Below are 15,024 nucleotides of genomic sequence, written 5' to 3'. Positions count from 1 at the left end.
AACACTCCTTGATAGATTAATGATTACAATATAAGTTTACCCATTTAAAAGTAGGATAAACCTATATAGGTCTCGAGATGTATTTTATTGTTTAATAAAGACAAGATGAACATCTTACTATATAATGAATTTTGAGGTGAACAGTATGTCTTTTCTTAAGAAACACACCGAGATAATTTTTAGTTATATTATCGGTATCGTTTCACTCTTCACGGGTCTCATAATATTAATAAACTTACCTTTAATCAATCAATTAAAAGATAAAGAAAAAGTTGAATTGAAAATTCATAATTTATGGGATTTTCTTAATGCATTCTTCAGTGAAATTATTAGAGTGATGAGTAGGTTCATAGGCAACTTTCCTATTATTAGTGCAGTCATAATTATTCTGTTTGGTATTCTTGTAATGCTTATTGGTTACGCATTATTTAGAACTACGAAATATGATTACGACATCTCAATTTTCTTTTTAATTATTGGGATTTTATACTTCCTCATTTCAATTACTTTAATGACACAAGTGTACAGTTTTTGGGCAATTATCTTTATTATTCCTTTTATAATTCACACAGGCTTCATTGTATATAAAGATGAACTTAATGTTGCTAATAGAAAAAGCCATTATCTATGGATTATCTTTTCATACGGAATAAGTTATTTAATTACTCAAATTTCTCTATACGGTAAAATTGATGCAAATGAAATTGCACCAATAGATATTTTAAGTGTAAATACATTTTTCTTAGTTATGTGGTTATTAGCGCAAGCTTCAATATGGAATTTCCTATTCTTAAGAAGAGCTTTACCATTAACTAAAGAAGAATTGGGTGAAGAAGAACCTGAATTATCAAGAACAAGTAAGGGAAATGTTTCGAATCAGTCTAAAGTTCATTTTAAACAACTTCAAGATAAAACATCAGAATATGCACGTAAGACGAGAAGAAGTGTCGATTTAGAAAAAATCAGATCAAAACGTGATAAATTTAAAAATAAATTCAAAAATGTATTTAATATTGAAGAAGATGATATACCAAATTGGATGAGACGTCCAAAATGGATTAAACCAGCATATGTAGAAATATTCTGTGGCTTCATTCTATTCTTATTTACATTTATCGAATTTAATAACAGAAACGCATTGTTTGTTTCTGGTGAATGGGAACTATCTCAAACGCAATATGTTGTTGAATGGGTAACATTGTTATTGTTAATGTTTGTAATCATTACATACATTGCAACTACATTTACACATTTCTTAAGAGGTAAATATTATTATTTACAATTATTTATGATTAGTATTCTATTCTTTAAATTGTTAACTGAATTCGTAAACATTATGATTCACGGATTATTATTATCGATTTTTATTACTCCAACTCTAATCTTAATGTTGATGGCGGTTATTATCGCATTTACGTTACAATTGAGAGAAAGACCTTAATTATTTCAATTTTTACTTAGGTGGAAGCGTGAAATCTATGGTGACAAAATAGACTTCGCGATCCACCTTTTTTGTTTATGTTATTTTGTGTAATGACAAATTCATATTTGTTAAAATAATAACGAATAATATTTAGAAATTTTTATAAACTTTAAACTACAAAAGCATTCAAATTAGGAGCGTTAACAAATGAAAATAGCAACTTTAAATAGAGGTAAGGAATCAAAGTATTTAAATCAATATCCACTTGTGGATGAAGATGATATTTATAACAATGATCATTTAAAAGAAGGCGATTTATTTTATCTTATGAACGATCAAGAACAGTACATTGCGACTGCATATGTAGGACGTCAACATAAAGGTTTAGGCTGGGTATTGAGTTATGATCAAAACGAAGCCATTAATACTTCTTTTTTCGAAAAAAAATTTCAAGTTGCATTACAAGAGCGTGATTATTACTATCACATTGAAGGAACCAATGCGTTTAGACTATTTAACGCTGAAGGCGATGGTGTTGGAGGTTTAACAATCGATAATTACGATGGTCACTTATTGATTCAATGGTATTCAAAGGGGATATATAAGTTTCGCTATAATGTCATTGAAGCCATTCAACAGGTATTTCCATTTAAGTCAATTTATGAAAAAATGCGTTTTAAAGACTCTGAATACACCGGTGGACATGTACTCGGTGAAACACCTGATTTTCCAATAGTTATAGAGGAGAATTTTACATTTTACAATGTAGACCTAGATGATGGTTTGATGACAGGTATATTCTTAGATCAAAAAGAAGTACGTAAGAAATTACGTGATCATTTTGCAAAAGAGAAAGATATACTAAATTTATTTAGTTATACAGGTGCGTTTTCTGTAGTAGCTGGTCAAAATGCTAAATCAACGACAAGTGTAGATTTAGCCAACCGTTCACGTAGTTTAACTGAAGAAAACTTTGGTTTAAATGGTATTGACCCTAAAAGTCAATATATATATGTTATGGATACATTTGATTTTTACAATTATGCTGCACGACATGGCAAAGTTTACGACACAATAGTTATTGACCCGCCAAGTTTTGCAAGAAATAAGAAGAAAACATTCTCAGTACAAAAGAATTATGATGATTTAATTAATGGTGCATTAAGTATACTTGCTCCAAATGGCTCGTTATTATTATGTACAAATTCAAGTGCTTTCTCATTAAAAGCATTTAAAAATGTTATTAAAACAACACTTAACGAAGCGAGTGTAACTTACGAAATTGAGGAAGTAATGGGCTTACCTAAGGACTTTAAAACACATCCGCACTATAAACCCTCAAAATATTTAAAAGCTGTATTCATTAATATCAAGCATTAAATAATAAAAAGTGGGTATAAATGTTTAATGAATGAATTATGAAAGGTGTGTCTATTAATGGGCATTATGAATAGATTTTCAAGTGGAGTTACAAACAAAGTTGGTAATAAAGTTCTAAACATTGAAGAAATTAAAGAAAAAAGTATTTTACCAACAACGAAAGAAGAAATAGCTGAGCGCAGAGCTAAAGCAGAAACAATTGTTAAGAAAAAGTCACTTTTATCTTCAGGTATGAGTGTTGTACCAATTCCAGGATTAGATTTCGGTGTAGATATTAAATTAATGAGAGATATTATTGAAGATATTAATAAAATTTATGGTTTAGATCACAAACAAGTTAATACACTTGGCGATGATGTGAAAGAACGAATTCTTGCAGCAGCTGCTATACAAGGTAGTTCATTTATTGGTAGAAAAGTGTCTAGTGCAGTACTAAAAGTGATTATTAGAGATATGGCAAAACGTGCGGCAGCAAAACAAACTAAATGGTTCCCAGTTGTGGGACAAGTTGTCTCAGCATCAATAAGCTATTATTTCATGAATAAACTTGGACGTGAACATATTGAAAAATGTGAAAAAGTGCTTCATGATATTATTTAAATTGAAAATGTTGTAGTATAATTGAAGTGAGCTTAGTGATAAAGCTAAAATAATTATCATACAAATTTGTCTTAAAATATCATTTAAACCGAAGTTGTTATAGGGATTTTAATTAGTGTTTTGTGCATATTATAAGTAAGTAAAAAATATTGAAGATTAGAATCTAATTTATAGAATTTGAAACACTTGTTTATTTCTATAAAAACCGATTATAATAGTTTTTCAATCCTATTAGAATTGAATTTAGTATTATATTTTGGTAGTGTTATGGTATAAAATTATGTTAGATTATGACAAATTTGAATATTCTAACTTTGCGAAGGAGAAATAGATTATGGAACAAAAATCTTATGTAATTATCGATGAAACTGGTATTCATGCACGTCCTGCAACTATGTTAGTTCAAACTGCATCAAAATTTGATTCAGATATTCAATTAGAATATAACGGTAAAAAAGTTAACTTAAAATCAATCATGGGTGTTATGAGTTTAGGTGTAGGTAAAGATGCTGAAATCACTATCTATGCTGATGGAAGCGATGAAGCAGACGCAATTCAAGCTATCAGTGATGTCTTATCTAAAGAAGGTTTAACTGAATAATTATGTCAAAATTAATTAATGGTATTGCGGCATCAGACGGTGTCGCAATTGCTAAAGCTTATTTATTAGTAGAACCTGATTTATCATTCACTAATGAAAAAGTCACTGATACTGATGCTGAAATCCAAAAATTCAGAAATGCGTTAGAAGCTTCTAAAATTGAATTAACTAAAATCAGAAATAATGCTGAAAAACAATTAGGTCCTGATAAAGCCGCAATCTTTGATGCGCATTTATTAGTACTTGATGATCCAGAGTTGATTCAACCAATCGAAGACAAAATTGCGAACGAAAAAGTGAGTGCCCCAGAAGCGCTTGATGAAGTAACTTCACAATTTATTACAATCTTCGAATCTATGGATAATGAATACATGAGAGAGCGTGCAGCAGATATTAGAGACGTATCTAAACGTGTGCTAGCACATCTTTTAGGTGTTGAATTACCAAACCCAAGTATGATTGATGAGAGTGTTGTTATCGTTGGTAACGACTTAACGCCTTCAGATACTGCACAATTAAATAAAGAATTTGTTCAAGGTTTCGTAACAAATATTGGTGGTCGTACGAGCCATTCAGCAATTATGAGTCGATCATTAGAAATTGCTGCAGTTGTTGGTACAAAATCAGTTACTAAAGAAGTTAAACAAGGTGATATGGTTATCGTTGACGGAATCACAGGTGACGTTATTGTTGACCCTACAGAAGATGAGTTAGTTGCTTATCAAAACAAACGTGAACGTTTCTTTGAAGATAAAAAAGAATTACAAAAATTACGTGATGCTGAAACGGTAACAATCGACGGTGAACATGCTGAATTAGCTGCTAATATCGGTACACCTGATGATTTATACGGTGTAATGGAAAATGGTGCTGAAGGAATCGGTTTATATAGAACTGAATTCTTATATATGGGTAGAGATCAAATGCCAACTGAAGATGAGCAATTTGAAGCCTATAAAAAAGTGCTAGAAACAATGAAAGACAAACGAGTTGTAGTTCGTACATTAGATATTGGTGGCGATAAAGAGTTACCTTATTTAAATCTACCTAAAGAGATGAACCCATTCTTAGGTTACAGAGCAATTCGTCTATGCTTAGATCAACAAGATATCTTCAGAACACAATTACGTGCATTATTACGTGTCTCAGCTTACGGTAAATTAAACATTATGTTCCCAATGGTAGCTACAATCAATGAATTCCGTGATGCTAAAGCCATTCTTTTAGAAGAAAAAGAAAATCTTAAAAATGATGGTCATGACGTATCTGATGAAATTGAGTTAGGTATCATGGTTGAGATTCCATCTACAGCTGCTCTAGCTGATATCTTTGCTAAAGAAGTGGATTTCTTCAGTATTGGTACTAATGATTTAATTCAATATACTATGGCAGCTGACCGTATGTCAGAACGCGTTTCATACTTATACCAACCGTATAACCCAGCTATTTTACGCTTGGTTAAACAAGTCATTGAAGCTTCTCATAAAGAAGGTAAATGGACTGGTATGTGTGGTGAAATGGCTGGAGACGAAACAGCTATCCCATTATTATTAGGTTTAGGATTAGATGAATTCTCAATGAGTGCGACATCTATCTTAAAAGCTAGAAGACAAATTAATGGTTTAAGTAAAAATGAAATGTCTGAATTAGCAAATCGTGCAATTAATTGTGCTACTCAAGAAGAAGTAAAAGATTTAGTTAATAACATTTCTAAATAATGATGTATTCGAAACACCTTAACTTAAGTTGAGGTGTTTTTGTATTACAAAATAATAAACCTAACAACTAAATAGTTCCTTTTTAGTGTTAGGTTATTACTGCGATGACTTTATGATTTAATGTGACACTTAGTGTTGATTTTATCCAAATCAACTTGATACATTGGTTCACCATCTATAAGTATAAAAGGTGTAGCAAATGCATCGTAATCAATCATCTCAGAACGGTATTCATTATTCGAGATATTTTTTTCAATGTAATCTACCTTGTGTTCTGTAAGATAATTTTTTACAAATGTACAAGGCGGGCAATCATTTTGAGTATAAATAACTAATTCCGTCAATTTAGTTCACTCCCAATTTGGTTATTATCATGAAAATTACTATATAAAATTTTTGATCCAATTGCAAACTGTGAAAATTATGTGAATTACATATTAAAAATCTTTCTTAAATTTAAGCAAAAGGATTTAGTTAGAAATTAGAACATAATATAATTTAAATTAATTGCTTTTTAAAAATTAGATATAGAAAAGGTGATAAAATTATGGATTCCGTTGAAATTAGTCGTTTCCTAACAGGTATGACTCTAGCAGTACATATCATCTTTGCGACTGTCGGTGTTGGTATGCCTTTAATGTTCGCAATCGCAGAATTTTTAGGAATTAAAAACAAGGATCCTAAATATATAGCACTAGCTAAGCGTTGGTCGAAAGGTTATACCATTACTGTGGCTGTTGGTGTTGTAACTGGTACGATTATCGGTTTACAATTATCATTAATTTGGCCAACATTTATGAAAATGGGTGGGCACGTGATTGCTTTACCTTTATTTATGGAGACTTTTGCATTCTTCTTTGAAGCTATTTTCCTTAGTATTTATTTATACACATGGGATCGCTTTAAAAATAAATGGACACACTTCATTATTAGTATACCAGTCATCATTGGTGGTTCATTCTCCGCGTTCTTTATTACTTCTGTAAACTCATTTATGAATACACCTGCAGGTTTTGAAATGAAAAATGGCAAAATGGTTAATGTACAACCACTTGAAGCAATGTTCAATTCATCATTCCTAGTTAGGGCGTTTCATGTAGTAGCTACAGCAGGTATGACAATGGCGTTTATTCTTGCATCTATTGCAGCTTTTAAATTATTGAAAAATAAATACAACAAAGATGCAGAATACCATAAAAAGGCCTTAAAGATGACTATGATTGTTGGTTTCATATCAACATTATTGTCAATGTTAGCTGGAGACTTATCTGCTAAATTCTTACATCAAGTTCAACCAGAAAAACTTGCAGCTTACGAATGGCATTTTGATACACAATCTAAGGCTGATTTAGTATTTTTCGGAGTTCTAAATGAAAAGACTCAAGAAGTCGAAGGTGCAATCAAGATTCCAGGTATGCTTAGTTTCTTGGCAGACAACAATGTAAATACTAAAGTAGAGGGTCTTAATGACTTCCCTAAAAATGAATTACCTCCATTAATCGTTCATTATTTCTTTGACTTAATGGTAACTATGGGTGTGTTATGTTTTGTTATTTCAGGAGCCTTTATTTTAACTTTAATGATTAAAAAACTGCGTAAATACGTTACGCATAAAGGTATGCTATATGCAGTTCTTCTTACAGGACCAGCTGCAATGTTAGCAATCGAATTTGGATGGTTTTTAACTGAGGTAGGTCGTCAGCCATGGATTGTTAGAGGTTATATGCGAGTAAGTGAAGCTGCTACTCAGGCAGGAGGAATAACACTTGTAACAATTCTATTCGGACTACTTTATCTAGTATTACTTTTTACATCTGCATATGTTTTAATTCGCATGTTCAAAGACAAGCCTGCTCAAGATGATGTAGATAAAGTCATTGAAAAAGGAGGTCATGCTTAATGGATTACACAACTATAGGTATTACCGTACTTTGGACTTTCTTATTCTTATATATCATTGTTGCTTCAATTGACTTTGGTGCAGGTTTCTTTACCTTACACACAAAATTAACTGGGGAAGAGAGAAAGATAAATCATTTAGTAGAGCGTTACTTAAATCCTGTTTGGGAAGTTACTAATGTTTTCTTTGTTTTCTTCTTTGTCGGATTCGTAGGATTTTTCCCTGATTCAGCGTTATACTTTGGTACTGTGCTATTAGTTCCTGGTTCAATTGCGTTGATTTTAATTTCTATTAGAGGAAGCTTTTACGCGTTTGAACATTATGGTCAGGATACTAAATTACCATGGATTATCATGTATGGACTTACAGGTTTGTTAATACCAGCATCATTGGCAACGGTATTAACTATATCGGAAGGTGGCTATATTACTGAACGTGGTTCTCATTTTGATTTAGATTGGTTCCAATTATTACTAAGTCCATTTGCATGGTCAGTCGTCTTTCTAGCAATCATAAGTGTATTATATATTTCTTCTGGATTTTTAACATATTACGCTTCGAAAGCTAAAGACGAAGTAGCTTATAAATATATGCGACAATGGTTTATTTTCTGGGGACCTCCAATGATTATTATTTCTCTATTTGTTTTCTTATCTCTAAGAATTCAAAATGCAGATCATTTTAATAATGCAGTTCAAAATTATTGGTGGATGTTCGCATTAAGTTTCATTTGTTTTGTAGTAGCCGGAATTTTAAACTTCATCAAGAAATATCATGGTCTAGCATTTATCATGGTTATATTACAAATGGCATTCGCTTTTTATGGATACGGAATAAGTAAATTACCTTACTTGTTATATCCATACATCAAAGTGAGTGATTCAGGTGTTAATGCTTCAATGGGCTTAGCACTAGTGATTGTATTTATTTTAGGTTTACTTTTATTAGTTCCATCGTTAATATTATTATTAAGATTATTTGTATTCGATAAAGAATATGTTGAAGGTAAAAAATAATTATAATAATAAAAGGGGGGCTGAAATAATTAACATCTATGTACATTAACTTGGTTAATAGTGATCTACATGATGTCGATTGTTTCAGCTTTTTCCTTATTTTTTTTATAGATAGGGGTAGCTATTAAATGGAGAAAGAATATGTTGTTATTGGGTTAGGTCGATTTGGTGGAAGTATTGTAAGAGAATTAAATGCATTAGATATGGATGTTATGGCAATTGATAGGGATGAGGCACGCGTCAATGAATATAGTGATATTGCAACGCATGCTGTAGTAGCTGATACTACTGATGAAGCAGTGATGAAAAGTTTAGGGATACGTAACTTTGATCATGTTATAGTAGCGATTGGTGAAAATATTCAATCAAGTACATTAACTACGCTAATTCTCAAAGAGTTAGGAGTTAAGAAAGTTACAGCTAAAGCTCAAAATGATTATCATGCTAAAATTTTAAATAAAATTGGTGCGGATACAGTTGTCCATCCTGAAAGAGATATGGGACGACGAATCGCACATAATGTCGCAAGTGCTAGTGTTTTAGATTACCTTGAATTAGCAGATGAGCATTCACTAGTTGAATTAAAAGCAAGCGAAAAAATGACAGGCCAATCAATTATTGATTTGGATATTCGTGCGCAATTTGGAATTAATATAATAGCAATTAAACGAGGCAAGGAAATTGTTGTATCACCAGACCCGTCTATGAATATAGAATTTGGAGATATATTGATTATGATCGGACACGATAATGATTTAAATCGTTTTGAAAAGAAAATTGTAAGATAAATGTTGCATCACAACTATTTAATGACTACTAAATAAAAATCTATTGATTTCATATTTAGTAACATTGATATTTGTGATTTTTTTATAAACAGTTAGAAGAATTTAAAAATCAGCAACAATTTTTTGAGAATAAGATGATGGAGTGATGATTCTACTACATGAGATATGTATTAATAGCATTAGGAATAGTATTTACTGTAATCGCGTTTACAGGGGCAGTATTACCATTACTACCTACGACACCTTTTCTAATTTTAGCAGCGATTTGTTTTACTAATAGTTCTCGGAAATTCAAAATATGGCTTGAAAGCACTCAAATTTATAAAAATTATGTTGAAAATTTTAAAAAATACAAAGGGTATACTATGAAAGAAAAAATAAGAATACTTATAAGTTTATATATAGTAGTTGGTTTTTCTATTTTTATGATTTCAAACTTATATATTCGAATTGGATTAATGATAATGGTCGTGATTCAAACAATTGTATTATTTACATTTGTTAAAACGTTGCCAGCAAATTTTAATCAAGAAAAAGATTCATAGGTGAAATTCCATAAAAAATCCGTAAATGAATATTATAATTCATTTACGGATTTCTCTATGTGAAGTACATCATTATATTTAATCTTCGTTTACTTTCATAATCACAGGTAAAATCATTGGGCGACGAGCAGTTTTATCGTATAGATAAGGTTGTAATGTCTCAATGATTGAAGATTTAATTTGATGCCATTGAATATTTGGATTAGCATTTAATTTAGAAATTACGTCGGTTTTAATTTTGCGTTGAGCGTCATAAATTAATTGACCTGATTCACGCATGTACACAAAACCACGAGAAATGATGTCTGGACCTGAAAGTAATTTATTAGTGTTGAAATCAATACTAACCACTACAATGACTAATCCTTCTTCAGATAATAATTTACGATCACGAATAACAACGTTACCTATATCACCAATTCCACTACCATCTACTAACACATTACCAGAAGGTATGCGCCCGGCTTTACGAGCAGAGTCATGTGTTAATGCGAGTACATCACCGATATCAAAGATAAAGACGTTCTCTTCTTTAACACCACAGTCGACACCAGTTTGTCCATGCGCTTTAAGCATACGATATTCACCGTGTATTGGTAAGAAATATTTCGGTTGAATCAAGCGAAGCATAAGTTGTTGATCGCCTTGAGAACCGTGACCTGATGTATGGATATTTGAAATTTTACTGTGGATAACATCAGCACCCGCTTTGTATAATGCATTAATCGTGCGATTGATACTCTTAGTGTTACCTGGAATAGGTGATGAACTAAATACAACAGTATCATCAGGTATAATTTTAATTTGCTTATGAGTTCCATTTGCAATTCTTGATAAAGCCGCCATCGGTTCACCTTGAGATCCTGTACATAAAATTAGTAATTCATGTTTTGGAATATTGTTAATCTTATTTGGTTCAACAAAAGTTTCTGGCGGTGCTTTAATATAGCCTAATTCCATACCAATTTTAATATTATTTTCCATGGAACGACCAAATGTTACTATTTTACGATTGTATTTAATAGCAGCCTCAACCGCTTGTTGTACACGGTAAATGTTAGAAGCAAATGTAGCAAATATGATACGTCCTTTACAGTTACGGAAAATTTTATCTACATTTTGACCTACTTCACGTTCACTTAATGTGAAATCAGGTACTAATGCATTTGTTGAGTCAGATAATAGACATAATACGCCTTCCTTACCTAATTCTGCCATTTTAGCAATATTCGCAGGTTCGCCTACAGGAGTGAAATCAAATTTAAAGTCACCTGTATGAACAATCTTACCTTCAGGTGTATCAATTATTACACCATAAGCTTCAGGAATACTATGTGTAGTTAAGTAAAATGATATTTCAAAGTGTTTAGACTTAATAACACTATCTTCTGTAATCTCATTTAATGAAGCATTACGTAATAAGTTGTGTTCATCTAACTTGTTGCGAATTAATCCTAATGCTAATGGACCGCCATAGATAGGTACATTAATTTGCTTTAATAGGTAGGGCACACCACCTATATGGTCTTCATGTCCATGTGTAATGAATAGACCGACAATTTTGTCTTGATTTTGTTCGAGGTAAGTGTAATCAGGAATAACATAATCAATCCCTAATAAATTATCATCAGGGAATTTTATTCCGGCATCAATGATAACAATTTCATTTTTATATTCGATAGCATAAGTGTTTTTACCGACTTCACCTAAGCCACCTAAAGCATATACACCTACTTCGTTAGCATGTAATTGCTTCATTATTGAGCATTCTCCACGTTAAAATGATCAGAATGTTCCTTTTCATATTCTAAATGTGCGCCCTCTAATTTAGTAATGAATTCGATATTGTAATTGCGGTCTTTTAAATAACGTCTTACTTGTTCTTCTGTTTCACCTTCAACATAAATCGTATTTGTGTTTTCACGAACGATTACTTCATCTTTATTATGTTGGAAAAATACTTTAAATACTGCCATATTGGATAGTTCCTCCTAAATTTAAACATCTAAATTGATTATATTAATCTGAACCCTAATTTATTAACTTGATACTTCAAATCTAGTTGATTACGACAATAGGAATTGCTTCATAAATCATAAATAAGAAGATAAATTTATCTGTATAAATAATGGTTTTAAAGTCACTTGATGATTGTCGACCTAATGATATACATTCATATATATATCTTGTAAATTTGAGTCTCAAGCTTTCACTAAGGTAATTGTTAATGTCGTTCATTATTTGAAAATTAGCGTTACACTAAGATTTCAGTTACTACTCATTTTACATTATGTATATAAATAAATAAAGCAGTTTATATCTCTTCATTACTTCATAAACGTTATATATTTTTTAAAATTATTAAAAGGAATAAATTTAATTTAACAACTATAATACAAATAAAAAACTCAAACTAGTTCCATCATTGAAAATAGTTTGAGCAAAATAAAATTGTTAAAAGTTATACTTCAACAGAATCAGGTAGTGGAGTTAATGGATTATCTTGATCAATATAGTCATAGAACATAACACCATTTAAATGATCAATCTCATGTTGGAATATAATTGCAGGGTAACCTTTTAATCTCAATTTAACTTCGTTACCATCAATGTCTAACGCTTTAATTGTTACTCTGAAGTGTCTATGAACTAAACCAGGGATATTTTCATCCACACTTAAGCAACCTTCTCCAGTAGGTAAATAAGCACGTTGAACACTGTGACTCATAATTTTAGGATTAACTAGCATATAGTCATAAGCTTTTCCATTTCCATCATCAGGTAAATAGACAGCAATCATTCGTTTTGAAACATTAATTTGTGGGGCGGCTAGACCTACACCAGAACGTAAACCATATTTTTTTGCAATGTCATCATCTTGACTATTAATTAAAAATTGACGCATTTCTTTTAATGTATTTTTATCTTCATCAGAAAGAGGCAAACTTACGTCTTCAGCTTTAGCACGTAACGTAGGATGACCATCTCTTATAATATCTTTCATAGTTAACATGTCATACACCTTCCTTACAATAAAATATAACAGAAAAATGAATAATAAGTACATTATCTTATTTCATTTGATTTATAAAGTATAATTCTATATTATTACAGTCGAATGACTACTAGGAGGTTTACACTCAATGAAACTACGTAAAACAGTTGCGGTAGTAGCAGCATCAACTATTTTATTAGCAGGCTGTACAACAGATAAAAAAGAAGTTAAAGCGTATAATGAAAATATTCAAAAAGCTTTTGATAAAGAGCAATCAATTAATAGCATTAGCAAAAAATTAAACTCACTTGAGGAAAAGAAGCAAGGTTTATATAAAAAAGCTAATAGTGATAATGAGGATACTCGTAAGAAAGCTGCTGATGATATTCTTGAAAATATCAAACAGAGACAAGAAACATTTGATAAAGAAGTATCAACTTTAAATGATTCTGAAAAACAGTTTAAAAAAGGCGAGTCACATATTGATGAAATTAAAAGTGATGATAAGAAAAAAGAAGTTAAGCAATTAGACGATGCTGTAAAAAATAAATATAAAGTACATGATGAATATGCAAGTGCGTATAAAAATGTCTTGCAAAAAGAAAAAGACTTGTTTGAACTTATTAAACAAGATGGTGTAACTCAATCACAAGTTGATGAAAAAAATGATGCATTGAATAAGGCTCAGAAGAATTTCCAAAATAAATTTAAAGATTATTCAAAAGCTATGAACACAGTAAATAAAGAAAAACAAGATGTTGATAATCTGTAGCAATATAAGCATTAGTACAGATTAGTTGATTGGAATGATACAGTTGTAAAAAACTGTATCATTTTTAGTAATACAGAACTTTACTAAAATATTTAACAGTATAAATAAATTGTGGTACACTATGAGAGGATAAAATGAATTTCTATTATATGGGAAAGGTATGGTGAATTGAATGGCTCCTAAGTTACAAGCCCAATTCGATGCAGTAAAAGTATTAAATGATACTCAGTCGAAATTTGAAATGGTTCAAATTTTGGATGTAGATGGTAATGTCGTAAATGAAGACTTAGTACCTGATTTAACTGATGAACAACTAGTAGAATTAATGGAAAGAATGGTATGGACACGTATTCTTGACCAACGTTCTATTTCATTAAACAGACAAGGACGCTTAGGTTTCTATGCGCCTACAGCTGGACAAGAAGCTTCTCAATTAGCTTCACAATATGCTTTAGAAAAAGAGGACTTCATCTTACCTGGTTACCGTGATGTGCCACAAATCATTTGGCATGGTTTACCATTAACTGAAGCTTTCTTATTCTCAAGAGGACACTTCAAAGGAAATCAATTCCCTGAAGGTGTTAATGCATTCAGTCCACAAATCATTATCGGTGCTCAATATATTCAAACTGCTGGTGTAGCATTCGGTATTAAAAAACGTGGTAAAAAAGCAGTTGCTATCACATACACCGGTGACGGCGGTTCTTCACAAGGTGACTTCTATGAAGGTATCAACTTTGCTTCTGCTTATAAAGCACCAGCAATTTTTGTTATCCAAAATAATAACTATGCTATTTCTACACCACGTAGTAAACAAACAGCAGCAACTTCATTAGCTCAAAAAGCTATTGCAGTAGGTATCCCAGGTATCCAAGTTGATGGTATGGATGCATTAGCTGTATATCAAGCTACTAAAGAAGCTCGTGATCGTGCTATTAATGGTGAAGGTCCAACATTAATTGAAACTATGACTTATCGTTATGGTCCACATACAATGGCTGGAGATGACCCAACTCGATATAGAACTTCAGATGAAGATGCAGATTGGGAGAAAAAAGATCCATTAGTTCGTTTCAGAAAATTCCTTGAAAACAAAGGATTATGGAACGAAGAAAAAGAAAATGAAGTTATTGAACGTGCTAAAGACGACATCAAGAAAGCTATCAAAGAGGCTGACAATACTCCAAAACAAACAGTTATTGACTTAATGGATATCATGTACGAAGATATGCCTCAAAACTTAGCTGAACAATATGAAATTTACAAAGAGAAGGAGTCGAAATAAG

At 31.4% G+C, this 15,024-nt stretch carries 15 protein-coding genes; 11 read left to right on the top strand and 4 right to left on the bottom strand.

Features of this window, described 5'->3' with window-relative positions; genetic code table 11:
* The first annotated feature begins 145 nt into the window (after window positions 1-145).
* The 5 genes from auxA to ptsP all read left to right on the top strand — a co-directional run bounded on the left by auxA (window position 146) and on the right by ptsP (window position 5,722).
* The gene (gene auxA, locus HMPREF2715_RS05225) at window positions 146-1,441 is read left to right on the top strand and encodes a lipoteichoic acid stability factor AuxA (RefSeq protein ID WP_070581300.1); all 1,296 of its coding nucleotides are present in this window, start codon (window positions 146-148) and stop codon (window positions 1,439-1,441) included.
* A gap of 189 nt (window positions 1,442-1,630) precedes the next feature.
* Window positions 1,631-2,803: a class I SAM-dependent rRNA methyltransferase gene (locus HMPREF2715_RS05220; RefSeq protein ID WP_070581299.1), complete on the top strand. Its 1,173-nt coding sequence runs from the start codon at window positions 1,631-1,633 to the stop codon at window positions 2,801-2,803.
* A 57-nt stretch (window positions 2,804-2,860) separates the two neighbouring features.
* Window positions 2,861-3,403: a hypothetical protein gene (locus HMPREF2715_RS05215; RefSeq protein ID WP_053024628.1), complete on the top strand. Its 543-nt coding sequence runs from the start codon at window positions 2,861-2,863 to the stop codon at window positions 3,401-3,403.
* A 334-nt stretch (window positions 3,404-3,737) separates the two neighbouring features.
* Window positions 3,738-4,004: a phosphocarrier protein HPr gene (locus tag HMPREF2715_RS05210; RefSeq protein WP_011276148.1), complete on the top strand. Its 267-nt coding sequence runs from the start codon at window positions 3,738-3,740 to the stop codon at window positions 4,002-4,004.
* A 2-nt stretch (window positions 4,005-4,006) separates the two neighbouring features.
* A complete protein-coding gene (gene ptsP, locus HMPREF2715_RS05205) occupies window positions 4,007-5,722 on the top strand; it encodes a phosphoenolpyruvate--protein phosphotransferase (RefSeq protein ID WP_070839575.1) in 1,716 nt (571 codons plus the stop codon).
* 110 nt (window positions 5,723-5,832) lie between these two features.
* Here the strand turns inward: ptsP and HMPREF2715_RS05200 are convergent, their stop codons facing one another.
* Entirely contained in the window at window positions 5,833-6,066 is a 234-nt protein-coding gene (locus tag HMPREF2715_RS05200) for a glutaredoxin family protein (protein WP_070581297.1), read from the bottom strand.
* A 203-nt stretch (window positions 6,067-6,269) separates the two neighbouring features.
* Here HMPREF2715_RS05200 and HMPREF2715_RS05195 point away from each other — a divergent pair, with 203 nt between their 5' ends.
* From HMPREF2715_RS05195 to HMPREF2715_RS05180, 4 genes are all read left to right on the top strand, one after another.
* Window positions 6,270-7,622 (top strand): cytochrome ubiquinol oxidase subunit I, encoded by a 1,353-nt coding sequence (locus tag HMPREF2715_RS05195; RefSeq protein WP_070581296.1) that lies wholly within the window; start codon window positions 6,270-6,272, stop codon window positions 7,620-7,622.
* Window positions 7,622-8,638 (top strand): cytochrome d ubiquinol oxidase subunit II, encoded by a 1,017-nt coding sequence (locus HMPREF2715_RS05190; RefSeq protein ID WP_053024630.1) that lies wholly within the window; start codon window positions 7,622-7,624, stop codon window positions 8,636-8,638. The genes HMPREF2715_RS05195 and HMPREF2715_RS05190 overlap by 1 nt, the downstream gene beginning before the upstream one ends.
* 128 nt (window positions 8,639-8,766) lie before the next feature.
* Window positions 8,767-9,426, top strand: coding sequence for a potassium channel family protein (locus tag HMPREF2715_RS05185; RefSeq protein ID WP_011276142.1), 660 nt, complete (start codon window positions 8,767-8,769; stop codon window positions 9,424-9,426).
* A 158-nt stretch (window positions 9,427-9,584) separates the two neighbouring features.
* Complete coding sequence (locus HMPREF2715_RS05180) at window positions 9,585-9,971, top strand: YbaN family protein (protein WP_037549350.1); 387 nt, start codon at window positions 9,585-9,587, stop codon at window positions 9,969-9,971.
* A gap of 78 nt (window positions 9,972-10,049) precedes the next feature.
* Here the strand turns inward: HMPREF2715_RS05180 and rnjA are convergent, their stop codons facing one another.
* The 3 genes from rnjA to def form a co-directional block, all read right to left on the bottom strand.
* The gene (rnjA, locus tag HMPREF2715_RS05175; protein ID WP_011276138.1) at window positions 10,050-11,729 is read right to left on the bottom strand and encodes a ribonuclease J1; all 1,680 of its coding nucleotides are present in this window, start codon (window positions 11,727-11,729) and stop codon (window positions 10,050-10,052) included.
* Window positions 11,729-11,947 (bottom strand): DNA-dependent RNA polymerase subunit epsilon, encoded by a 219-nt coding sequence (locus HMPREF2715_RS05170; protein WP_002448185.1) that lies wholly within the window; start codon window positions 11,945-11,947, stop codon window positions 11,729-11,731. The genes rnjA and HMPREF2715_RS05170 overlap by 1 nt, the downstream gene beginning before the upstream one ends.
* Window positions 11,948-12,432: 485 nt before the next feature.
* Window positions 12,433-12,984 carry a peptide deformylase gene (gene def, locus HMPREF2715_RS05165; RefSeq protein WP_011276137.1) on the bottom strand — a complete coding sequence of 184 codons (552 nt, stop codon included), beginning with the start codon at window positions 12,982-12,984 and terminating at the stop codon, window positions 12,433-12,435.
* A gap of 130 nt (window positions 12,985-13,114) precedes the next feature.
* Here def and HMPREF2715_RS05160 point away from each other — a divergent pair, with 130 nt between their 5' ends.
* Both HMPREF2715_RS05160 and pdhA read left to right on the top strand, forming a co-directional pair.
* Window positions 13,115-13,738, top strand: a complete 624-nt coding sequence (locus HMPREF2715_RS05160) for a YkyA family protein (RefSeq protein WP_070581295.1) — start codon at window positions 13,115-13,117, stop codon at window positions 13,736-13,738.
* 172 nt (window positions 13,739-13,910) lie between these two features.
* A complete protein-coding gene (pdhA, locus tag HMPREF2715_RS05155) occupies window positions 13,911-15,023 on the top strand; it encodes a pyruvate dehydrogenase (acetyl-transferring) E1 component subunit alpha (RefSeq protein ID WP_011276135.1) in 1,113 nt (370 codons plus the stop codon).
* Window position 15,024 lies beyond the last annotated feature (1 nt).

The sequence above is a fragment of the Staphylococcus sp. HMSC062A01 genome (assembly GCF_001836805.1).
Lineage (GTDB): Bacteria > Bacillota > Bacilli > Staphylococcales > Staphylococcaceae > Staphylococcus > Staphylococcus haemolyticus.
The sequence above is the reverse complement of the archived record's forward strand: the minus strand, read 5'-3'. Positions and strand labels throughout refer to the sequence as shown.

What these genes read in the sequence shown, in the direction of transcription:
- auxA (WP_070581300.1), top strand. Translation starts at nt 146, where the DNA reads ATGTCTTTTCTTAAGAAACACACCGAGATAATTTTTAGTTATATTATC.
- HMPREF2715_RS05220 (WP_070581299.1), top strand. Translation starts at nt 1,631, where the DNA reads ATGAAAATAGCAACTTTAAATAGAGGTAAGGAATCAAAGTATTTAAAT.
- HMPREF2715_RS05215 (WP_053024628.1), top strand. Translation starts at nt 2,861, where the DNA reads ATGGGCATTATGAATAGATTTTCAAGTGGAGTTACAAACAAAGTTGGT.
- HMPREF2715_RS05210 (WP_011276148.1), top strand. Translation starts at nt 3,738, where the DNA reads ATGGAACAAAAATCTTATGTAATTATCGATGAAACTGGTATTCATGCA.
- ptsP (WP_070839575.1), top strand. Translation starts at nt 4,007, where the DNA reads ATGTCAAAATTAATTAATGGTATTGCGGCATCAGACGGTGTCGCAATT.
- HMPREF2715_RS05195 (WP_070581296.1), top strand. Translation starts at nt 6,270, where the DNA reads ATGGATTCCGTTGAAATTAGTCGTTTCCTAACAGGTATGACTCTAGCA.
- HMPREF2715_RS05190 (WP_053024630.1), top strand. Translation starts at nt 7,622, where the DNA reads ATGGATTACACAACTATAGGTATTACCGTACTTTGGACTTTCTTATTC.
- HMPREF2715_RS05185 (WP_011276142.1), top strand. Translation starts at nt 8,767, where the DNA reads ATGGAGAAAGAATATGTTGTTATTGGGTTAGGTCGATTTGGTGGAAGT.
- HMPREF2715_RS05180 (WP_037549350.1), top strand. Translation starts at nt 9,585, where the DNA reads ATGAGATATGTATTAATAGCATTAGGAATAGTATTTACTGTAATCGCG.
- rnjA (WP_011276138.1), bottom strand. Translation starts at nt 11,729, where the DNA reads ATGAAGCAATTACATGCTAACGAAGTAGGTGTATATGCTTTAGGTGGC.
- HMPREF2715_RS05170 (WP_002448185.1), bottom strand. Translation starts at nt 11,947, where the DNA reads ATGGCAGTATTTAAAGTATTTTTCCAACATAATAAAGATGAAGTAATC.
- def (WP_011276137.1), bottom strand. Translation starts at nt 12,984, where the DNA reads ATGTTAACTATGAAAGATATTATAAGAGATGGTCATCCTACGTTACGT.
- HMPREF2715_RS05160 (WP_070581295.1), top strand. Translation starts at nt 13,115, where the DNA reads ATGAAACTACGTAAAACAGTTGCGGTAGTAGCAGCATCAACTATTTTA.
- pdhA (WP_011276135.1), top strand. Translation starts at nt 13,911, where the DNA reads ATGGCTCCTAAGTTACAAGCCCAATTCGATGCAGTAAAAGTATTAAAT.